The sequence below is a fragment of the Protofrankia sp. CiP1_Cm_nod1 genome (assembly GCF_920888515.1).
In the GTDB taxonomy this organism is placed as follows: Bacteria; Actinomycetota; Actinomycetes; order Frankiales; family Frankiaceae; genus Protofrankia.
Genome location: NZ_CAKKTM010000260.1, coordinates 1 through 18768, shown reverse-complemented (window position 1 = coordinate 18768; position 18768 = coordinate 1). Strand labels below are relative to the sequence as shown.

Annotated in this window: 15 protein-coding genes and 2 pseudogenes; 15 read left to right on the top strand and 2 right to left on the bottom strand. The window is 71.8% G+C overall.

What is annotated here, in order from left to right:
* Positions 1-252: 252 nt before the first annotated feature.
* A complete protein-coding gene (locus tag NBX02_RS12085; protein WP_013873759.1) occupies positions 253-744 on the top strand; it encodes a DUF3237 domain-containing protein in 492 nt (163 codons plus the stop codon).
* Positions 745-975: 231 nt separating this feature from the next.
* Positions 976-2415 (top strand): NAD(P)/FAD-dependent oxidoreductase, encoded by a 1440-nt coding sequence (locus NBX02_RS12080; protein ID WP_250281341.1) that lies wholly within the window; start codon positions 976-978, stop codon positions 2413-2415.
* Between the two features lie 93 nt (positions 2416-2508).
* On the opposite strand, the pseudogene NBX02_RS23130 reads toward NBX02_RS12080, so the two are convergent.
* A pseudogene (locus NBX02_RS23130) lies at positions 2509-2883 on the bottom strand (LLM class flavin-dependent oxidoreductase); the annotation flags it as partial.
* Positions 2884-3335: 452 nt separating this feature from the next.
* Entirely contained in the window at positions 3336-3749 is a 414-nt protein-coding gene (locus NBX02_RS12075; protein ID WP_250291366.1) for a hypothetical protein, read from the bottom strand.
* Between the two features lie 112 nt (positions 3750-3861).
* Between NBX02_RS12075 and NBX02_RS12070 the strand changes: the two genes are divergently transcribed.
* From NBX02_RS12070 to NBX02_RS12010, 13 genes and pseudogenes are all read left to right on the top strand, one after another.
* On the top strand, positions 3862-4896 hold the full coding sequence (locus NBX02_RS12070) for an MFS transporter (protein ID WP_250281338.1): 1035 nt from the start codon (positions 3862-3864) through the stop codon (positions 4894-4896).
* Positions 4854-5321 carry a hypothetical protein gene (locus tag NBX02_RS12065; RefSeq protein ID WP_250281336.1) on the top strand — a complete coding sequence of 156 codons (468 nt, stop codon included), beginning with the start codon at positions 4854-4856 and terminating at the stop codon, positions 5319-5321. The genes NBX02_RS12070 and NBX02_RS12065 overlap by 43 nt, the downstream gene beginning before the upstream one ends.
* A gap of 163 nt (positions 5322-5484) precedes the next feature.
* A complete protein-coding gene (locus NBX02_RS12060) occupies positions 5485-6255 on the top strand; it encodes an AfsR/SARP family transcriptional regulator (protein WP_250281334.1) in 771 nt (256 codons plus the stop codon).
* Positions 6256-6435: 180 nt separating this feature from the next.
* Positions 6436-7029 carry a TetR/AcrR family transcriptional regulator gene (locus NBX02_RS12055; RefSeq protein ID WP_250281332.1) on the top strand — a complete coding sequence of 198 codons (594 nt, stop codon included), beginning with the start codon at positions 6436-6438 and terminating at the stop codon, positions 7027-7029.
* Between the two features lie 164 nt (positions 7030-7193).
* On the top strand, positions 7194-10142 hold the full coding sequence (locus tag NBX02_RS23125) for a hypothetical protein (RefSeq protein ID WP_445548389.1): 2949 nt from the start codon (positions 7194-7196) through the stop codon (positions 10140-10142).
* Positions 10143-10406: 264 nt separating this feature from the next.
* Positions 10407-11609: an AmmeMemoRadiSam system radical SAM enzyme gene (amrS, locus tag NBX02_RS12045; RefSeq protein ID WP_250291363.1), complete on the top strand. Its 1203-nt coding sequence runs from the start codon at positions 10407-10409 to the stop codon at positions 11607-11609.
* A gap of 166 nt (positions 11610-11775) precedes the next feature.
* Entirely contained in the window at positions 11776-12000 is a 225-nt protein-coding gene (locus NBX02_RS23120; RefSeq protein WP_445548390.1) for a radical SAM-modified peptide, FtsH ternary system-associated, read from the top strand.
* Positions 11991-12989 carry a hypothetical protein gene (locus NBX02_RS12035; RefSeq protein WP_250291361.1) on the top strand — a complete coding sequence of 333 codons (999 nt, stop codon included), beginning with the start codon at positions 11991-11993 and terminating at the stop codon, positions 12987-12989. Before NBX02_RS23120 ends, NBX02_RS12035 begins: the two co-directional genes overlap by 10 nt.
* 262 nt (positions 12990-13251) lie before the next feature.
* Positions 13252-14424 (top strand): ThiF family adenylyltransferase, encoded by a 1173-nt coding sequence (locus tag NBX02_RS12030; protein WP_250291359.1) that lies wholly within the window; start codon positions 13252-13254, stop codon positions 14422-14424.
* Positions 14361-15236: an effector-associated domain EAD1-containing protein gene (locus NBX02_RS12025; protein ID WP_250291357.1), complete on the top strand. Its 876-nt coding sequence runs from the start codon at positions 14361-14363 to the stop codon at positions 15234-15236. Before NBX02_RS12030 ends, NBX02_RS12025 begins: the two co-directional genes overlap by 64 nt.
* Before the next feature lie 250 nt (positions 15237-15486).
* On the top strand, positions 15487-17175 hold the full coding sequence (locus NBX02_RS12020; protein WP_250291355.1) for an effector-associated domain EAD1-containing protein: 1689 nt from the start codon (positions 15487-15489) through the stop codon (positions 17173-17175).
* Entirely contained in the window at positions 17172-18488 is a 1317-nt protein-coding gene (locus NBX02_RS12015) for a JAB N-terminal domain-containing protein (RefSeq protein WP_250286735.1), read from the top strand. Before NBX02_RS12020 ends, NBX02_RS12015 begins: the two co-directional genes overlap by 4 nt.
* A pseudogene (locus tag NBX02_RS12010) lies at positions 18485-18768 on the top strand (hypothetical protein); the annotation flags it as partial. The gene NBX02_RS12015 and the pseudogene NBX02_RS12010, both read left to right, overlap by 4 nt.

The following is an 18768-nucleotide window of genomic DNA, read 5'->3' as shown; positions in this document are numbered from 1 at the left end:
AAATGTGACATAGATCAAAGCGTTGCCTGGCGCCACCTGAGATCCATCCGATCGGATGGTCATCCGCTGGTCATCCGTGTCGCGTGAGCACGGCGCTCGTCCACGGGGTTCCCGTCGCGGGGGTCGACGCCGGCCTGGGGAGCGATCGCTCGAGCGAACTCGGGAACGTCTCCCGCGAGCGGTGGGCCAGGCCAGCAGACACCATCCACGTCCGCTGTCCGCGCACGAGTACTCACAACCCTGAGGAGAACGATGAGCGAGACCGCCACCGATGCTGGTCTGGACGCTGCTCTGACCGTCGCCGAGGAGTTCGTCTATCGGGCCGAGCTCAGTCCGCCGCTGGCGGTCGGAACCGGTCCCTTCGGAACCCGGCTGTTCTTCGGCTTCGCCGGCGGCCGTGTGACAGGCAGGCGGATCAACGCCGATGTGCTGGCGGACAGCGGCGGCGACTGGGTCCTCATCGGCCTGGACGGTTTCGGGCGTATCGACGTGCGGGGCCTGTGGCGTACCGACGACGACGCGACCATCTACGTCCAGTACACCGGCCTCGTCGAGATGAACGAGGCCGTCGGGACCGCGTTACAGACCGGTGGCACGACCAGCCACACCGACCAGTATCTGAGTATCACCCTTCGGTTCGAGACCGGTGACGAGCGATACGCCTGGCTGCAGCGCCGTGTGTTCGTCGGCCGTGGGCGTCTTGTCAACGGCGCGATCGAGTTCGGTGTCTTCCGAATCGACTAGCCGAATCGACTAGCCGAATCGACTGGCCGAATCGACTGGCCGAGTTGACAGGGCGAGTCGACTCGGCCAGTCGACCGGGCGTGACCGACCGAGATTCACCCGGGGCGGGTGAACGGGCCTCTCCGGAGGGATTTTATCCCGATGGAGGCACCAGGTTGACCCTTATGAGGGGAGCGTGCCAGAGCACGGAAGATTATGGTCGGACGCGTAGCGCATGCCTTGGGAGGCGTTGTGACCCTGACGGGTGCTGAAGATGCCGATGTCGTCATTGTTGGCGCGCGACTTGCCGGTACGGCCACGGCGGTGCCGCTTGCGCGGGCCGGGCGAAAAGTGATCCTGCTGGACAGGACGAGTTTCCCGTCGGATCAGCTGTCGACGCACGTCCTGGTACCCAGCGGGGTGTCGGAACTGCAACGCATGGGCGCGCTGCCGCACATTCTGAAGCTCGGCCCCGCGCAGGCCCGTTATCTGGGTGTCACGGTCGGCGATATTCGTTTACGTGAGCGTTTCGCCACGGTGGACGGGATCGACTACGGGGTCTGCGTTCCGCGGTACGACCAGGACGTGTGCCTGGTCACCGCCTGCCGCGAGGCCGGTGCCGACGTACGTGAGAAATCCGTGTTCGAGGACGTGCTCTGGGAGAACGGTCGAGCCGTCGGTGTGCGCTACCGGCACGACGGGCGGAAGTACGAAATCCGGGCCAGGCTCGTGGTCGGTGCGGACGGCAGGCAGTCCAGGACCGCGGCGGCCGTCGGCGCCTGGACACCTTATCGGGGGTCGAAGAACGGGCGGGGATTCGCCTTCCGCTACATGGACGACCCCGCGGTGGACACGATCCACCACGAGATCTACGGCATATACCGCAGTGGCCCGCGCATTGTTCTGACTCTGCCGTCAAGCCCACGCGGACGCCTGCTCGTGGTGTTCATGGCCCCGGCGGACGACATTCCCCGTTTCCAGCAGGGCGGTGAACGGTTCTGGCAGGAGGCCGTCGCCGAGGAGCCCGAGGTCGCGGAGCGGATCAGCGGCGCCCAGAACGTAAGCCAGCTCCGGTCGACCAGAAAACTGGCCTCCTACTACCGGCGGTCAAGCGGACCCGGGTGGGCGCTGGCGGGTGACTCCGGGCATTTCAAGGATCCTGTCGCAGGTCAGGGACAGCGTGACGCCCTGCGTCACGGGCGGCTTCTCGGCGAGGCGGCCAACGCCGTCCTCGACGATCAGGCTGCGCTCGACAGAGCTCTCCGTGCGTGGGAGAAGAACCGGGACGACGACACACGCAGCAGCTATCACTGGGGTAACCGGGAGTCCCGTCCGGATGCTCCCTCCGCGCTGATCCGCGAGGTTCTGCGGACGTTCGGGGACAGGGGCGAGGGCCGGCCGGACTTCAGCGACACCTTCAACCGGACGCGGAAGGTCGAGCACGTGATCGGGCCGTCAAGGATGGTGCGTGGCCTGGTCCGGGCGCTGGCCGCCCCCGGTGCGGACCGCCGCGGCATCCTGCGGGAGGTCGCGGGCGAGATCCCGACGGAGCTCGCCATTCGCTGGGAAACCCGGTTCGGCGGATTCCGTTACGACGGCTGGGCGCCGTCCGAACGGCCGGGCTGGTCGGTGGGGGAGCCACCCCGGCCGCGGACGGCCGAGGCGGAAGCCGCGCCCCAGCCGGCATCGTGAGGGCTGTTTCTCGTCCATGGGCGTGCGGCTTCGCGGGGCCGGGGCCGGCACGCCGGGACGTTCGACCGCTGCGGCGCCGTGAGGCGCGCCGACCAGGTCCGAGCGCAGGTCAAGACGGTCCCGCACGGCGCGTTCCGGTTCGCTGAACCGGTACGCGAGCGCCTCGCGCACCGGTACCAGCGCCGCCGCGGCACCGGCGAGCTGCCACACGTTGGCCAGCCGCTCCGGCGCGGCGAGCGCCTCGGCGTGCTCCCGGTCGTCACCGACCCATGCCCGGAGCACCACGATCGCGTACGGGCGATCGCCGTCGCGGGTCGGGGTGAACCGCTGCCGGTAGAGCCGCAGCCCTTCGACGGCCAGGGCCGGGTCGCGGAAGCCGGCGGTCATCGCGTACGGGAGGCCGACAGCGGCGGCCGTCCGCGCGGCGGACGCGCTGGAGCCGAGCAGGTACACCGGGGGCAGCGGCACGTCGTCCGGCGGCCCCGACGAGGACCTCCGGCGCGGAGACCGCCCGGCTGGCGGTGCCGTGATGTTCCGCGACCCAGTACCTGGAGTAGCCGGCCGTGTCGAGTTCCCTCGCCACCGCGACGGAGTCGTGGATGGCCTGCCGTGGGCCGGTGTCGCGGCCTACCGGCCCCTGGTCGAGCACGGACAGCGCGGTCAATCGAGCTCCTCGACTGGCTCTGGTGGGCTGGTGGGCTGCTGGGCCGGGCGGCCTTTTCAGGGGCGGCCCCGCCCAGCACCGTACCGCTGTTCCGTTGTCTTTTGTATTACGTGTTCCAGAACAGTTCTAAAGCCGTACCAAAATGATGGCCACGTCGCCCGCCAGGCCTCTTGTCCGGCTCTTCGGCCGACTGTAAGATCCGCCCAGTCGCAGGCCGCGTAAAAGACCGGATCCGGTGTCGGCCGCGTTATTCGTGTCAGCTTTCGTGGAGGCCGTGTTGTCTGGTGGGGGCACTGCCGTGTCGGCTTTTCCCGAGTGCCGCGCACGCCTTTACCAGCCGCCACGACCGTATCGACGTGCCGGTATCAGGAGATCTTTTTCCGGTGGCCGTACCGGTGGTGGTGCCAGAGACACCCGGAAAGTGTGGTGAGCCGTGGCAGGTCACGCTCCGCTTCATCTCGCCGTCGCGCTGGAGGGTGCCGGCTGGCACCCGGCCGCGTGGCGTTTCGCGCCGGTGCCCGCGCGCGAGTTCTACCGGCTGCGCTACTGGGCCGGCCAGGCCGCCGAGGCCGAGCGCGATCAGGTCGGTGACCAGCTCGGCCCTGATCTCGCCCCGCCCGGCCGCGCGGCCCAGAACGCCGAGCAGCACCCGGTGGGCGGGCACGAACACGCGTTCGTCGGCCAGCGCCCGGCAGTCCCCACCGGCCTCGGGTCTCCTCCGATCTTCCGTAACCTCTCCCGTCCTTTCCCGCTGCCGACGTCTCACTGCCAACGGAGGGCTGATGGCTGCCTCGCCCAGTGGCGCGCCCACCACCATCGCTGCCGCCGAGGCCACCGGCTCGGCTCCGCGCGGCCGGCCGGCGCTGCTCCTCACCGCGATCGCGGTGAGCCAGCTGATGGTGGTGCTCGACGCCAGCGTGGTCAACATCGCGCTGCCCGACATCCGCTTCGACCTCGGGTTCTCACCGACCGGGCTGTCCTGGGTGCTCAACGCCTACACGCTGACCTTCGGCGGGCTGCTCCTGCTCGGCGGGCGGGCCGGGGACATCCTCGGACGCAGACGCGTCTTCCTCGCCGGGGTCTGGCTGTTCACCCTGGCCTCGCTGCTGGCCGGGCTCGCGCCGAACGCGGGAGCGCTGGTGGCCGCGCGGGCCCTGCAGGGCGTCGGTGCCGCGGTCGCGTCACCGACCGCGCTCGCTCTGATCGCCACCAACTTCGCCGGGCCGGCCCGGGCCAGGGCCATCGGCGTCTACGGCGCGGTGTCCGGGGCCGGCGGCGTGGTCGGGATGATCCTTGGTGGCGTGCTCACAGAATGGGCCTCCTGGTGCTGGACCATGTTCGTCAACGTGCCGATCGGAGTGTTCGTCGCGGCGCTCGCGACCGTCCATATCCGTGAGTCGGACCGGGCCGGCGGACGCTTCGACGTCACCGGGGCACTGCTGTCCACCCTCGGGGTCACCGCGCTGACCTACGTCCTGATCCGCAGCTCGTCCGGCAGCTGGCCCGAACTGCTGACGCTGACCGTGGTGGGTGTGCTGCTGCTGGTCGCCTTCGTGGCGGTCGAGCGGCGGACCGAGGCGCCGCTGACCCCGCTCGCGCTGTTCCGCAACCGCAACCGGGTCAGCGCGAACCTGCTGCTGCTGCTCGGCGGGTCGATCTTCGCCATCTTCTTCTTCGTCACCCAGTTCCTGCAGAACATCCTGCGGCTGACCCCGTTCCAGGCCGGGCTGGCGTTCGTGCCGTGGGGCATCGGGATCTTCGCGTTCTCCCACTGGTGTCCGGGCTGTCCGAACGGTTCGGCGCCAAACCCGTCCTGATCGTCGGTGCGACCGCCACTCTGACGGCAACCGTCTGGCTCACCCGGATCACCGAGCACAGCTCCTACCTCGCGGCCGTGCTCGGGCCGATGACGCTCTTCGGCGCCGGCATCGGGCTGCAGTTCGCCCTGGTCACCCGGATCGCGCTGGCCGACGTGGAACCCGGCATCGCCGGCGCCGCCGCCGGGGTGCTCAACGTCTCGCAGCGGCTGGGCGGCTCGATCGGGCTGGCCATCCTGGTGGCGGTGTTCGGCGCCGCGACCGCCGGCACGGCCGGCACCGCCACCGACGTCGTCCACGGCTACCGGATCGCGTTCTACGTCGGCGTCGGCTACACCGCGACAGCGCTCGCGCTGGCCGTGTTCGGGCTGACCGGTGCCAGGAAGCCGGTCACGCGGCCCGAGCTCGCCGGCGAGAGAGCCTGACGGATACCCCGCCCACATGTATCCCGACCACGCCGCTGGTGCCGCGTCAGGCGAAGCGGGCTCCGGCCCGCCGCACCGTCGTCATCCACATCCGTCCCGTCCTGCGCGCGGGACGGGGCTTCATCCGGCAGAGGACAGGGCTGTGGAAGTCGTGAGAGAAGCCGTGAGATTCGAGTTGCTGGGCCCTCTCCAACTGGTGAGCGACCGGGACGGTCCGAGGACGATCAGCGCGGCCAAAATCGAGACCCTGCTCGCCGTGCTTCTCATCCGCGCGAACCGCCCGGTCTTCTCCGAGGAGCTGATCAGCGAGATCTGGGGTGAGGAACGGCCCCGCCGGGCGCGCGCCGGACTGCACGTCTACGTTTCTCATCTACGTAAGATGTTCGCCCATTTCAGGGTGCGCAACGCGGTGATCGTAACGCACCCGCAGGGCTATCTGCTCGCGGTCGACGAGGCTTTGCTGGACACCTGCGAACTACGGGTGTCGCATGCCCGCGGGCGGGAGAACCGCATGCCTGATCCGGAGCGGGCGCTCGTCAGCTTCACCGCGGCGTCGCGGCTTTTCCGCGGGCCCGTGCTGGCCGGGATCGGCAGAGGCGCGACCACAACCACTTTCGTACGGTGGGCGGAGGAGATACGGCTGGAATGCCTGGAGTCGATCGCGTACTGCCTGCTGCGGACGGGACGCCACCGTGAGCTGGTGGGCGACCTGACGAACTGGGTCGAGGAGCACCCGCTGCACGAGGCCTTCCGGGAACAGCTGATGCTCGCGCTGCACCGGTCGGGCCGCCGCGCCGAAGCGCTCAGGGTGTTCCAGCACACCCGGCGGGTACTACGGGACGAGCTCGGGCTCGAGCCCGGTGAGACGATGCGCCGACTCCAGAACGCCATCCTGAACGACAGTCTCGACTATGCCGTGACGGGACAGGTCTGACTTCTTTCCCGCCCGGCTGCGTGGCCGCCCGGCTGCGTGGCCGTGTGGACCGGTGGCCCTGCCATCCCGACGTCGTGGATCGCCCTGTTTGTCTCGACTGATGATCGGATCCCTGTTGCCGGGCGCTCCCAACATGAGAAATGCTCAGGCTGCCAGCGGGGAGACGCGAGAGGAGGGCCGATGGGAGGCGCCGTACCGTACATCGCCCACCGTCCCAAGCGGGCTGACGGAAGACGCAACTACGACGCGATCCTCAGCGCCGCGCGCAAGGCGTTCGACGCCGCCGGTTCCGACGCGTCACTGGAGGAGATCGCCAGCCAGGCGGGGGTCGCCATCGGCACCCTCTACCGGCACTTCCCGACCCGGGCCTGTCTGGTCGAGGCCACGACCAGGGACGGTCTGCAGGCGCTTGTCGCGCGCGCCGAGGGCATGCGGGCCGACGGCGTCGACCCGCTCCACGCGCTGACGGACTGGATGGCCAACGCCATCGAGCACTTCAGCACCTTCCGGGGGCTGGTCGAGATCCTGACGCAGAGCATGTACGACGAGGGCACACCGTCACATGCCGTGTGCATGGCTATGCACCGCTGCGGGGCGGAGCTGCTGCGGGCGGCTCAGGACGCCGGCCGGGTCCGCGCGGACCTCACCCCCGAGGAACTGTTCGACCTGCTCGGCGGCGCGGCATGGGTACGGGAGAACGCACTGCCCGACAGGGACGGCAGCACTCGCTTCCTCCACCTGATCCTGGCAGGCATCACCGTCCGGGACCGCTGACAGTGCACCGTCACCAGGCTGTCACGGGCCGCTGGCCGGTCGCGGTCAGCCGCCGGCGGCCGGCTGACCGAACTGATCCGCATGCGCCGGGGTTACGCTGATCGCCGCGGGGCGACGTCGGCAGGTGTCGGCGGGCGACAGCACTGGCGGGGCGGCGAGGCGGCGTGGACGAGCAGCGGGAGAATGGTCCGACGGGTCAGGCGAGCACCACCCCGCCCGTGGACGCCGCCCTACGCGCCTGGGCGGTCACACATGCCCGCACCGTGGGCCGCACGGGTGATCCCGCGAGGGTCTCACCCCTGTCCGACGACGCGCGGCCGGCCGAACCAGCTCCCCGGCGGGACGAGCCGTGGGCGCCAGGTGATGTCGCTGTCGCCGAATCGTCGACCACCCTGACCGGTGGCCATACCGGCCCGGTCATGTCGGTGGCGTGGGCGGCCGAGCGGGACGGGCGGCTGCTGCTTGCCACCGGTGGTGAGGATGCCACGGCGCGGGTGTGGGATCCGTTCACCGGCACCTGCCTGCACACCCTCACCGGCCATGCCAACGGAGTCTGGTCGGTAGCGTGGGTGACCGACAGCGACGGACGGCTGCTGCTTGCTACCGGCAGTGAGGATACGACGGTGCGGGTGTGGGATCCGTTCACCGGCGCCTGCCTGCACACCATGACCCGCCGTCCCACCCGTAGCGTCATGTCGGTGGCGTGGGCGACCGGCGGTGACAGTCGGCCGTTGCTCGCCGCGGGCAGCCGCGACGCCACGGTGCAGGTGTGGGACACCCTCGCCGGCAGCTGCCTGCGCAACCTCACCGGCCACACCGACGGGGTCAACTCGGTGGCGTGGGCGACCGGCCGGGACGGCCAGCACCTGCTCGCCAGCGGCGGCGGCTACGACCGCACGGTACGGGTGTGGGACCCCCTGACCGGCACCTGCCTGCACACTCTCACCGGCCACACCGGCGGGGTCGACACGGTGGCGTGGGTGACCGGCCGGGACGGCCGGCTCCTGCTCGCCAGCGGCGGCGGCGACCGCACGGTGCGGGTGTGGGATCCGGCCAGCGGTGCCTGCCTGCACACCCTCACCGGCCACACCGACGGAGTCGGTTCGGTTGCGTGGGCCGCCGGTGGTGACGGCCGGGCTCCGCTACTCGCCTCCAGCAGCTTCGACGGCACGGTGCGGGTGTGGGACCCGGTCGGCGGCACCTGCCTGCGCACCCTCACCGGCTATCCCGGCCCGGTCTGGTCGGTGGCGTGGGCCGTCGGCGGGGAGGGCCGGCTCCTGCTCGCCACCGGCGGCGGCGACGCCACGGTGCGGGCGGTGGAGGTGCCGCGCCTGTCGGCGTCCACCATGGCCACATCGTCCACGGGCACATCGTCCAGCATGGTCATATCTTCGGTGCCCGCGGCTGTGGGCACGGCCGCGGCGGCGCTGCGGACCGCGGCGGCCGGGCTGGTCCTGCTGGGAGCCGGTGGGCTGTGGCCCCCACTGTCCCTGCTCGCGGACCTGGTCACCCTCACCGGCAAGCCCATCGCCGCCCCCGTCGGCACCGATCCCACCACTGTCGGTGGTGGCCCTGCTGGCGGCCGTATAATCGGCAGCGGCCGTAACGGCGTAAGCGGCGCCGGTAGCGGCACCGCCGACACCGGCGACGGGGAAACCACCGAGGCGGCCATCGCCACCGATACAGGGGCTCACGCCTTCTCTCGCCCAACCGGCGTCGCCTCTCGCCCAACCGGCGTCGCCTCTCACTCAACCGGCGTCGCCTCTCGCCCAACCGGCGCCGCATCCACGCCAGCCCGGCCGGCGTATCCGCTGGGCGGCGCCCCGGGACGTCCGGCGGACGGTGGCACCCCCGGGCGTCCACCCGGCGGGGACGGTCCTGCGCTGTACGACCCGCGGCTGCGCGCCCTGGCCGCCCACCCCGGGGTCGGCCGGCTGCGGGCGCTGGGCTGGCCGCCGGCCGCCCGTGTCGGGCTGGCGGCCCTGCTCGCCGCCGACCTGCCCGCCGGCCCCCGGGCCATCCCCCCGGCCGGCAGCACCCCGATCGATCAGCATCACGCCCTGACCGTCGCCCTGCGCAGCCCGCCCGGCCCGGCAGCGGCACCTCTCACGTCCCGTCAGCTCGACCGGCTCACCGCCGCCGCCGGCATCACCCCCCAGCTCGCCAGCCTGCTCGGCCTTGTCGGCCCCGACGCCGTCGCCACCGACCCCACCCTCCCGCTCCGCCTGCGCGGCCGCGCCCCGGCCATGCCGCCGCTGCCCACCTACCAGCACACCCTGCTGCTCACCGTCACCGCCCTCACCACCGCCGGAACGGGGCAGGCCATCACCAGCACGCACACTCCCGGCAGCACCGGCATCACCCATCACGGCACCCCTCGCGCACTGCTACCCACCCACCACGCTCTCCCCGACGACCTGTTCACCCTCCGCCTCGCCCGCGGCGACCTGCTCTACCGCCACCACACCACCACCCCCACACTCCCACCCCACCCTGTGACGATCATCCTCGACACCAGCCCACCCACCTACGGCCCCGTCGAAACCCTCCTGCGCCTGACCGCGCACCTGCTGACCACCACCCTCTGGCACGCCGGCACCCACCCCACCCTGATCACTTTCGACCAGCCCGCCCTGGCGCTCCCGCTGACCGGCCCGGCCGACCTCGCCGCCATCTGGACCAGCCGCACCCTGGATCCCCCCGACCTGGCCACCGCCCTGCGCACCGCGGAACACACCCCGCAGCCCACCACCGTCCTGCTCACCCACCACCACCTCCCCGACGACCACCCCCTCCCGCTCGGCCCCCACCTGCGCCTGTTGACCACCCACACCCCCGGCGACGAGCCCCCCACCCGCCCCCACCGGACCAACAACCGAACCAGCAACACCCACCAAACCGGCCACAACCAGACCAGCGGCCCCACCCGAACCCACGGCCACGGCCACAGCCACAGCCCCGACAACCGCTACCACCGTCACCTCCCACCCCATCCCGACCCGGCCGCCCTCGCCGCCGCCATCCACGCCCTCCTCACCCCCACAACGCAGGAAGCCGTAGGTGAAAACCGCTACCGATCCGACGTTTTCCACCTACGGCCGCGGAACCCGTAGGTGGAAAACGCTGTTGCCATGACGTTTTTCACCTACGGCTGGAGGTATCCACCGGAATGTTTCCTCCGGAAACGCATGGCAGGGCTGACCACGCCGCTTTCGACCCTCCCCGGCCACTGACGAGAACCGCCACCGACAGCTGTCCCACCGCGGTGCCCCACCCCGCGCGGCCCTGCCACCGACGACATGCCCTACGCCGTCCTCACCCCCACAACCAGGCCGGCAACCTGGATCGTCACCAGCCGTACACGTCTGGGACGCGTCGTGTCTGACGGCTCGCGCGGGCCGGTGTGGCGGGCGGCTGTCCTCGGCGAACCCGTCGGAGGCCCGCCCGCGGGAGGCCCGTCCGCGGGAGGCCCGTCCGGGGAGAACGTGTCCGCCGGAGGCGCGGCCGGGGCCGGCGGCGCGGGTGACCGGCGGATTCGCTGCCTGCTGTGCCCGCACGGGTGCGAGCTGGGGCCGGGGGAGACCGGTGTGTGCGCCGTGCGGCGCAACCACGCCGGGGTGCTGGAGACCGCCACCTACGCCCTCGCCGTCCAGCACCTCGACGCGATCGAGCGCAAGCCGCTGTACCACGTCCGGCCGGGCAGCAGGGTGCTCACGATCGCCGGGCCGGGATGCTCGTTCCGCTGCAACTACTGTGTCAACCACCGGCTGTCCCAGTACGGCCAGGTCGACGGCGTCACCTGGACGGGCCGGCCCGCGCGGCCCGCCGAACTGGTCGAGCGGGCGGCGGCGGCCGGCGCGTCCCTCGGCATGTCCTACGCCGAGCCCGGGCTCGCCCCGGAGCTGACCCTCGACCTCGCGGCCCTCGCCGCCCCGGCGGGCGTGCCGATCGTGTGGAAGACGAACGGCTTCCTCACCGCGTCCGCGATCGACCTGGTCGCGGGCGCGCTGGACGCGGTGAACATCGACGTCAAGGCCGCGGACGAGGCCGCGCACCGGCGGCTGACCGGGGCGCCGCTGCGTCCCGTGCTGGACGCGGTCGAGCGGCTGCGCGCCGCCGGCGTGTGGGTGGAGGTCTCCACACCGCTGATCCCGGGGGTGTCCGCCGAGCCGGAGGCGCTGCGCGCCATCGCCCGCCACCTCGCCGGGATCGACCCGGGCATCCCCTGGCACCTGCTGCGCTTCACCCCGGACTTCCGGATGCGCCGGCCGCCGCCGACCAGCCCGCGGGCGCTGGCGGCGGCGCGGGCGGCCGGGCGGGACGCCGGCCTGCGGTTCGTCTACGTCGAACGGGCCCTCGGCGACGCCGGCCGGCAGACCCGCTGCCCGACATGTGACACCGTGCTGGTGCGACGCGGCATCTGGGAGACGCTGGAATCCGCGGTCACGCACGGCCGCTGCCCGCACTGCGGGCAGCCGGTCCCGGGACGATGGGGGACGATCGGTGCAGGAGCCCAGACAGCCGGCGCAGAGGCCGACGGCCCCGCCGGGCCACGGGAGCGGGAGCCCCCTGACGGCTGAGGCCGTGCCGGGCCTCGAGGGGCCGGCCGCCGGGCCCGTCACGACCAGGGGTCCTCTGCGGGCCGAGGCCGGGAGCGCGGTTGAGACCGAGGCCAGGGCCGAGGCCGCGGTTGAGGCCGCGCCCGCGCAGCCCGTAGGTGTCGAGGGGCCGGCCGGCGGCCTGCGGGTGGCGTCCGCCGGTGATGAGGGGCCGTCGTTCGTCGAGTCCCTGCCGGACCTCATCGACGCGTCCGAATACGACGATCATCCGGATGGCCGGCTGGTCCGGGTGCGGATCACCGTGACCGGGTCCGGGGTGGAGATCCTCGGTGACGCGTTCCGCCCGGCCGTCCTGGAGGCGCTGCTGGCCGACCTCGGCGGTGGCGCCACGGAGCAGATGCTGTGCGGCTGAGCTCCGGCCCCGCGGACACCGACGCGGACGATGTCGATGGCGCCGGCCGCGCCGGCCGCGCCGGCGATGCCGCCGGTGAGCCCGCCGCTGCCGATACCGCCGTGGGTGAGGCCGGCGGGGCCACCGTGGGTGAGGCCGGCGGGGCCGGCGTGGGTGAGGCCGGTGGGGCCGGCGTGGGTGAGGCCGGTGGGGCCGGTGTGGGTGAGGGCGGCGGGGCCGGTGTGGGTGGCGTCGACGAGGCGGCTGAGCTCGACGCCGGGGTCGAAGCGGGGCTCGACCCGCAACCGTCCGGCGCCGCGATGGGCCGTGCGGACGACGGCCCGCCTGGCCGCGACGGGAGCCGGGCCGCTGTCACCCACTCGGAGTCATGGTGGACGCACCTGCGGTGCGCCCGGTGCAGGCACACCTTCCGCCGCGGGGACCGGGTCCGTCTGCGGGCGGACGCCGCCATCGGCGACGCCACCGCGGTCGTCCACCTCGACCCGGCGCTGCGCTGCGCCGACGGGACACCGGACGCCCGGCACCCGGCGTCCGGCGGAGCCAGCGCGCGGGACACCTCGAGGGACGCGGCGAAGGGGGCGAGGGAGGGCACCGGGAACGCCGGGAAGGACACCGCGAACGGGAGCACCGCGAACGGGAGCAGCGCGAACGGCGCGTCTGGGGACGCTGAGGAGCTGGCCGCGTTCGCCGCCGGCCTGCTCGTCGCCTGGCCGCCGGCCGGTGACGTACCGGTCGTCCGGCTCGCCGCGCACGCGCCCCAGGTCGCCCGGCCCGGTCCGGGGCTGGACGCCGCGGGCTGCCTGGTCTGCGGGCACACCTTCCGGCCGGGCGAGCAGGTGGTGGTCTGCCCGTGCGGCATGTACCGCGAGGTCTGCGTGGCGGCCGTGCACCGGGACCCGGTCGCTGGCCTGACCTGCTGGGACGACTGGCGGCCCGACGGCGGGCTCACCCACTGCCCGGTAACCCTCAACCGGGTGGCGGACCGGTGACCACGGCCCACGGAACGCGGGCGGACGTGGTCCCCCAGGGCGGCGTACATCCACCGCCCCCGGTGAGCACGGCCCAGGGAGCGCGGACGGGCGGCCCACCCGCCGGCCAGCCACCCGAGGGCGGCCCACACACGGATGTCGTGTACGCGGGCGCCCCGCGTGCCGGTGAACCAGGTGCGGACGGCCCGCCCGGGGCGGATCGGTGGCATGAGCGTGTGCGCGCCACGCCCGACCTGGCGGACGCCCCGGCCGGGGCGGATCGGTGAGCTCACCGTCAGCGGACCGTTACGCCCGGCAGCGGCTGATCCCCGACTGGGACCAGGAGCGGCTCGCCACCAGCACCGCGGTGGTCGTCGGGGTCGGCGCGCTCGGCAACGAGGTGGCCAAGAACCTGGCGCTCGCCGGCGTCGGACGGCTGATCCTCTGCGACCCGGACACGGTCGCGGCGAGCAACCTCAGCCGCACCGTGCTGCTCGGGCCGGACGACGTCGGACGCCCGAAGGCCACCGCCGCGGCCGGCGCCCTGTCCCGGATCGCCCCGGACGTCACCGTCGAGACCCGGCCGGCCGAGCTGGTCGCCGGGGTCGGGCTCGGGGAGCTGTCCGACGCCGGGGTCGTCCTGGGCTGCCTGGACAGCCGCCGCGCCCGGCTACGCCTGCTCGGGCGGGCCACGCTGGTCGGCGCGGCGCTCGTGGACGGCGGCACCCACCCGTGGGGCGGGGAGGTCCGGCTGCGGCTGGACCCGGCCGAGGCCTGCTACGGCTGCTCGCTCACCGCGCATCAGCGCGGCGAGTCCGACCTGCCGTGGAGCTGCGCCGAGATCCGGCCGGACGGCCCGCAGCCGGCGTCGATCGTGTCCACGTCGATCGTCGCCGGGTGGATAACACTGGTCGCGCTGCGCGTCCTGTTCGGCAGCCCGCCGCGGTACCGGCTGCTGCGGATCGACGGCGCCACCGGCGACACCGCCCCGGTCACCCTGACCCGCGACGCCGACTGCCCGCACCACCGGCCGTTGGACGGACCCGTCCACCCCCTGCCGCTCGACCACCATGCCACCGTCGGCGACCTGCTCGAAGCCCTGCCCGCCGGCGCGGAACCACTGGCCTGGGCGGCCTTCCCCCTCCCGGGACGCTGCCATCACTGTGGCGAGAACCACGCTCACCTCACGGCACAACCACACCAACCGGCACAACCACACCAACCGGCACAACCAGGACAGCCGCCGCGGTGCCGGCGCTGCGGACGGGCCGTACGGCTCCGGCGCAGCGAACGGCTCCGCGACGCCGATCCCGCCCTGCGCCTGCACGACCTCGGAATCGCCCCCGGGGAGATCCTGACCGTTCAGACAACCACCGAGGGGGAGCGCTTCCAGTGGCACCGACTGCGTACGGTGACGCACCCAGAGCACCGGCCGACGGCCCCGACATCCGTCTGAGCCAGCGTGATCGGTACGATTTCCTGACCGAGATTGCCACGGTTTTCTCGACAGGGGGCGCCGCGGCGATCGTCCTGGATGAGATCGGATTTCCACGGGTACGCCTCCCGGGCCGGGAGGGCAGCACCTCGGAACAGTGGTGGGGCCAGATCTTCTTCGAATTCGATGCCGGGATCATCGAGGCGCCCTACCGGAGGCTGCTGCGCGCGGCCATCCGACGCTATCCGGGTAACGCTGTGTTCCAGCGGCTCGTCGCAACCTATCTGGACAGTCAGCAGCATGTCGGCGTCGGTGATCTTAGGGGTCGTGATGAACTAACAAAAGCATTCACGGGAGCGTCTTCACAGGTCGCGGGCCTGCAAAAAGATCAAGATGTGCAGGCTGTTTCGTTCCTGCCGCTTAAGGAGGGCGGGCGATCCAGGGGTGGCGGCCAGAATGGAGAGGAATCGCTGCCCACCGGCCCGGCCGCGCAGCCGGGCCGTCGCGGACGTATTCCCCAGCGAGAACGGTTCGATCTTGTTGACACGCTGGAGCGGATGGGCTTCACCAGCGATCCGGTCAGTCGCTGGGAATGGCTGACCACTATCAGTGAAATTTCCGGCCAGTCGATACCGCGGATCGAATCAAGTAGTCTGCGAGTATTCCTGCTCCACTTGCTCCGGTTCGCGGCAAACCAGGCCACGCCGGAGGTCCTGCGGGCGATCGCCGAGGCCACCGCGGTCGTGCATGCCCAGCAGGACCAGGACACCGAACACTTCCAGCGCGTCGTGCGGGATCTCAGCGCCAACTGGGATGATCCGGCGGAGCTCTGACGAGGACGCGTCCACCCGTCAACAGACATCCGGGAGGCAGCCTGCCCCGGTTCACCTTTACAAGTGCGCATCCGGACGCGGCGGTGTCGTGTCGTTGCCGGGTGTTGGGCGGTGCTGTGGGTGGCGGGTTGGGGGTGCTTCCCGGAGTGGGGGCGTTGTCGTGGCTGTGGTGGAGGCTACGCTTACGTTACGGCGTAACCGGGGCAACCTGTAGTGATGCCGGCGCTGCGGAGGCGGGGGGAGGGATCCGGTGGCACCGGTTGCGGGCGGTGATGTCGGCATGGTGGCGGGTGACGATCCTGACATCCGTCTGAGCCGGGATGACCGGGACGACTTCCGGGACGAGCTCGCGGCGGTCTATACGACGGAGGGCGCTGCCTCCATCGTCCTCAGCCAGATCGATTTTCCGCTCGCGTACCGTCCGGTGCTCCTGGGCGGTAACCCGGAGCAGTGGTGGAGCCAGATCTTCGTCGAGCTCAGCGCCGGGACCGTCGAGGGCACGCCCTACCGGAGGCTGCTGCGCACGGCCAGGCGCCGTTTCCCCGGCAATCCCGTGTTCCGGCGGCTCGACGTGGCCTATCTGGGCAGTCAGCAGCATGTCGGCGCCGGTGAGCTGAACGGTGCGGTCTCGGAGCCGCCCGCCGGGAGCACCGGGAGCGCAGGGAGCACCGAGAGCGCGGCCCGGTCGACGGGGGCCGATGAAGAGGCGGGAGCTGCGGAAGGGCCGGCGGCGGAGGAAGGGCCGATGGCGGAGGAAGAGCCGGCGGTCGAGGAGGGGCCGGCGCAGAGTTGTCATGTGATCGTGCAGGCGGGTTCGGAGACCGAGCGCCGGCACGCCCGGGAGATCCTGACCGGTCTCGGCCTGCGGCCGCACGAGTTCTGGTCCACGCGGCACGCCATCTCCTACCGCGTCGGCAGCATCGACACCGAGGCGGTGCGGGAACGGCTCGACGGGACCGACCTGTGGTGGACGGTCGTCTCGCCCGGCGCGCCCGACTACGTGCTCCGGACGCTGTACGTGGGCGGGCCGGACGGCCGGCAGTTCCGGCTGCGTGACACCCCCGCCCAACAGACCGTCAGCGATGTGGCCACCTCGGTGATGGACGAGTATCCGCCCGCCTTCACCGACGCGACCCGCTCCGTCGTCGTCGACAAGGTGGCGCCCGACGGGTCGAGGGAGCGGCTCAACGCCGACGACACGCTGCACGACGCGGGTATCCGCGACAGCTCCCGGATGCAGATCGGCGTCGAGGCCCGGGCCGGGGCGCTCAACCCGAAGGACAGGCAGGAGGCGCTGCACCGCGTCCGCAACCAGATCGTCGCCTATGCGCGGGCGCATCCGGGGTTCCAGGTGCGGGCGAACTCCAGCCTGCTGCCCACCGAGTACGAGCTGGAGTTCGTCCAGCCGAGTTTCGGGCCCGGCGCGGCACCTGGTGACGATCCGATCACCGTCGATCGGCATGTCGTTCTGATACAGCTCGGCGCGGAGTTCCCGGAAACCCCGCCGCTGGTGTTCTGGCTGACGCCGGTCTTTCATCCGAACGTGTTCCCGAACTACGACTGCGACCAGGCCCGGGAACACGAGGCCCAGCAGGGGCTGGTGTGCCTCGGGGCGCTGGCCGAGTCCTACCGGCCGTCCCTGGACTTCGGTGAGCTCTGCCAGATCCTGGTGGACATGGCCGCGTTCCGTAACTACAGCCTGCTGGAGGACAGCGGCCGGCTGGACGCCTTCGGCCGGCCCGAGGTCCGCGGCAACTACTACGACCGGGCGGCCGCCGAATGGGTCGTCACGAACCAGGGTCGGATAGCCGAGATCGGCGGGCGGGTCCTGTCCCAGACGCCGCGGCAGCGCGCGACCTACCGCAACGTCGTCGAAAGCGTCGAGGCAAACGGTGACGACCCGCAGGCCGGGGCTGGGGCCGGGGCTGACGGACGATGAGCGCCGGGAGCACCGAGGTCGAGCTGTACCGGACCGACGACTACGTCCGGGTCGGTCGGGTACCGCTCGTCCCGTTGTTGCAGACCGTCTTCGAGCGGGTGCTGGGTGAGGCTCTGGTCGGCAGCCGCTTCGAGCTGCTGTTCCTGCCGGTCGCGGACCGTTCCGAGCTGGCCGGCAGCCCCTCGGTGGTCAATCTCCGGTCGAGTCACGGCTACGTGCGGGTGCGCATCGTCCGGGACGGTCGGCTGCTCTACCAGCATCCGCACTCGGTCCGGGAGATCATCGCCCGGCCGTTGCAGCGGCTGCTCGCCGAGCAGATCCCGGCGGAGAAGCACTGGGGGTTCGGTATCCGCGGCCCCGGTTTCGACCGGGTGGCCCTGGTCCGGCCCGCCCCGCAGGTGGAGGGCCGGGTTGAGGTGACGGTGGGTTCCCGCCGTCCCCGGGCCTTCCATCTGGAGGAGATCCACGAGCCCGGCCCCCCGGCCGCGACTCTCGCCGATCTCGTCGCCGACGTGGCCAGGACACCCGGTGCCGACGTCAAGATATCCGGCGCCGAGATGTCCGGCGCGGACGCCGAGATACCCGACGCCGAAATACCCGCTGAAATACCTGACGTGGATGTCGTGCTGCCCGTGGCTGACCGTGACGCCGATACCGACGCAGGCGCAGACGCAGACGCCGGTGCCGGCGTCCGTGCTGGTGCCATGCTTACGGCCACGGCTGCGCCGGGAGTCACGGTGGTGATCGACCGTGACGTCGCCGACGCCCTGAAACGCCGGACGGAGTTCTCGGCCGAGGTGGAGGAAGGCGGTTTTCTCGCCGGTCACGTCTACCGTGACGCGGACCGTCCCGGCAGCCACCTCGTGAAGATCACGGCGGCGATCGCGGCGGAGCGGACCGGTGCGTCCCTGTTGCATTTCACCTTCACCGGCGAGAGCTTCCTGCGGATCAACGAGCAGCTGGCCGGCCGCGGCCGGGACGAAAGGCTCGTCGGCTGGTACCACACCCACCTGTTCCCGGCCACCGGCGAGATCGGGTTGTCGTCGGTGGACGTCGAGCTGCACACGACCACGTTCCGCCGGCTCTGGCAGGTCGCCGGCCTGGTCAACATCGACCGGGACGACCCGCGGGATCGGGTGCTGCGCTTCTACCACGCGGAGGCCGCCGATACCGCCGATACCGCCGACGACGGAAGTACGACAAGCGCACCTACAACAAGCGCAGGAGATACAAGAGGTACAAGGAGTGCAAGAAGGACGCGGGATGGTGGCGAGAGCATGGTGCTCACCCCCTACTGGGAGACCACCGGATGAACGCGGAGACGACCGCGTGCCGGGTGCTCGCCTGGGCCGCTGACACCGCAGGCCGGCCGGCGGGTGACGCCACGGGACGGCCGGCGCCACCGCCGGTCGGTCCGTTGCGGGAAGCCGGCGCGCTCGGCCGTCCCACCGCGGGCACTGTGACGGCGTTGCGGGAGCTGATCCGTGACACGGCCGCCCGGCTCGGGGCGGGGTCGCCTCCGTTCGCCGATCCGGCGCCGGTCGGCCCGGGTGCGCTGCTGCTGGCGGCCGCGGTCGGCGGGCGGGCCCAGCC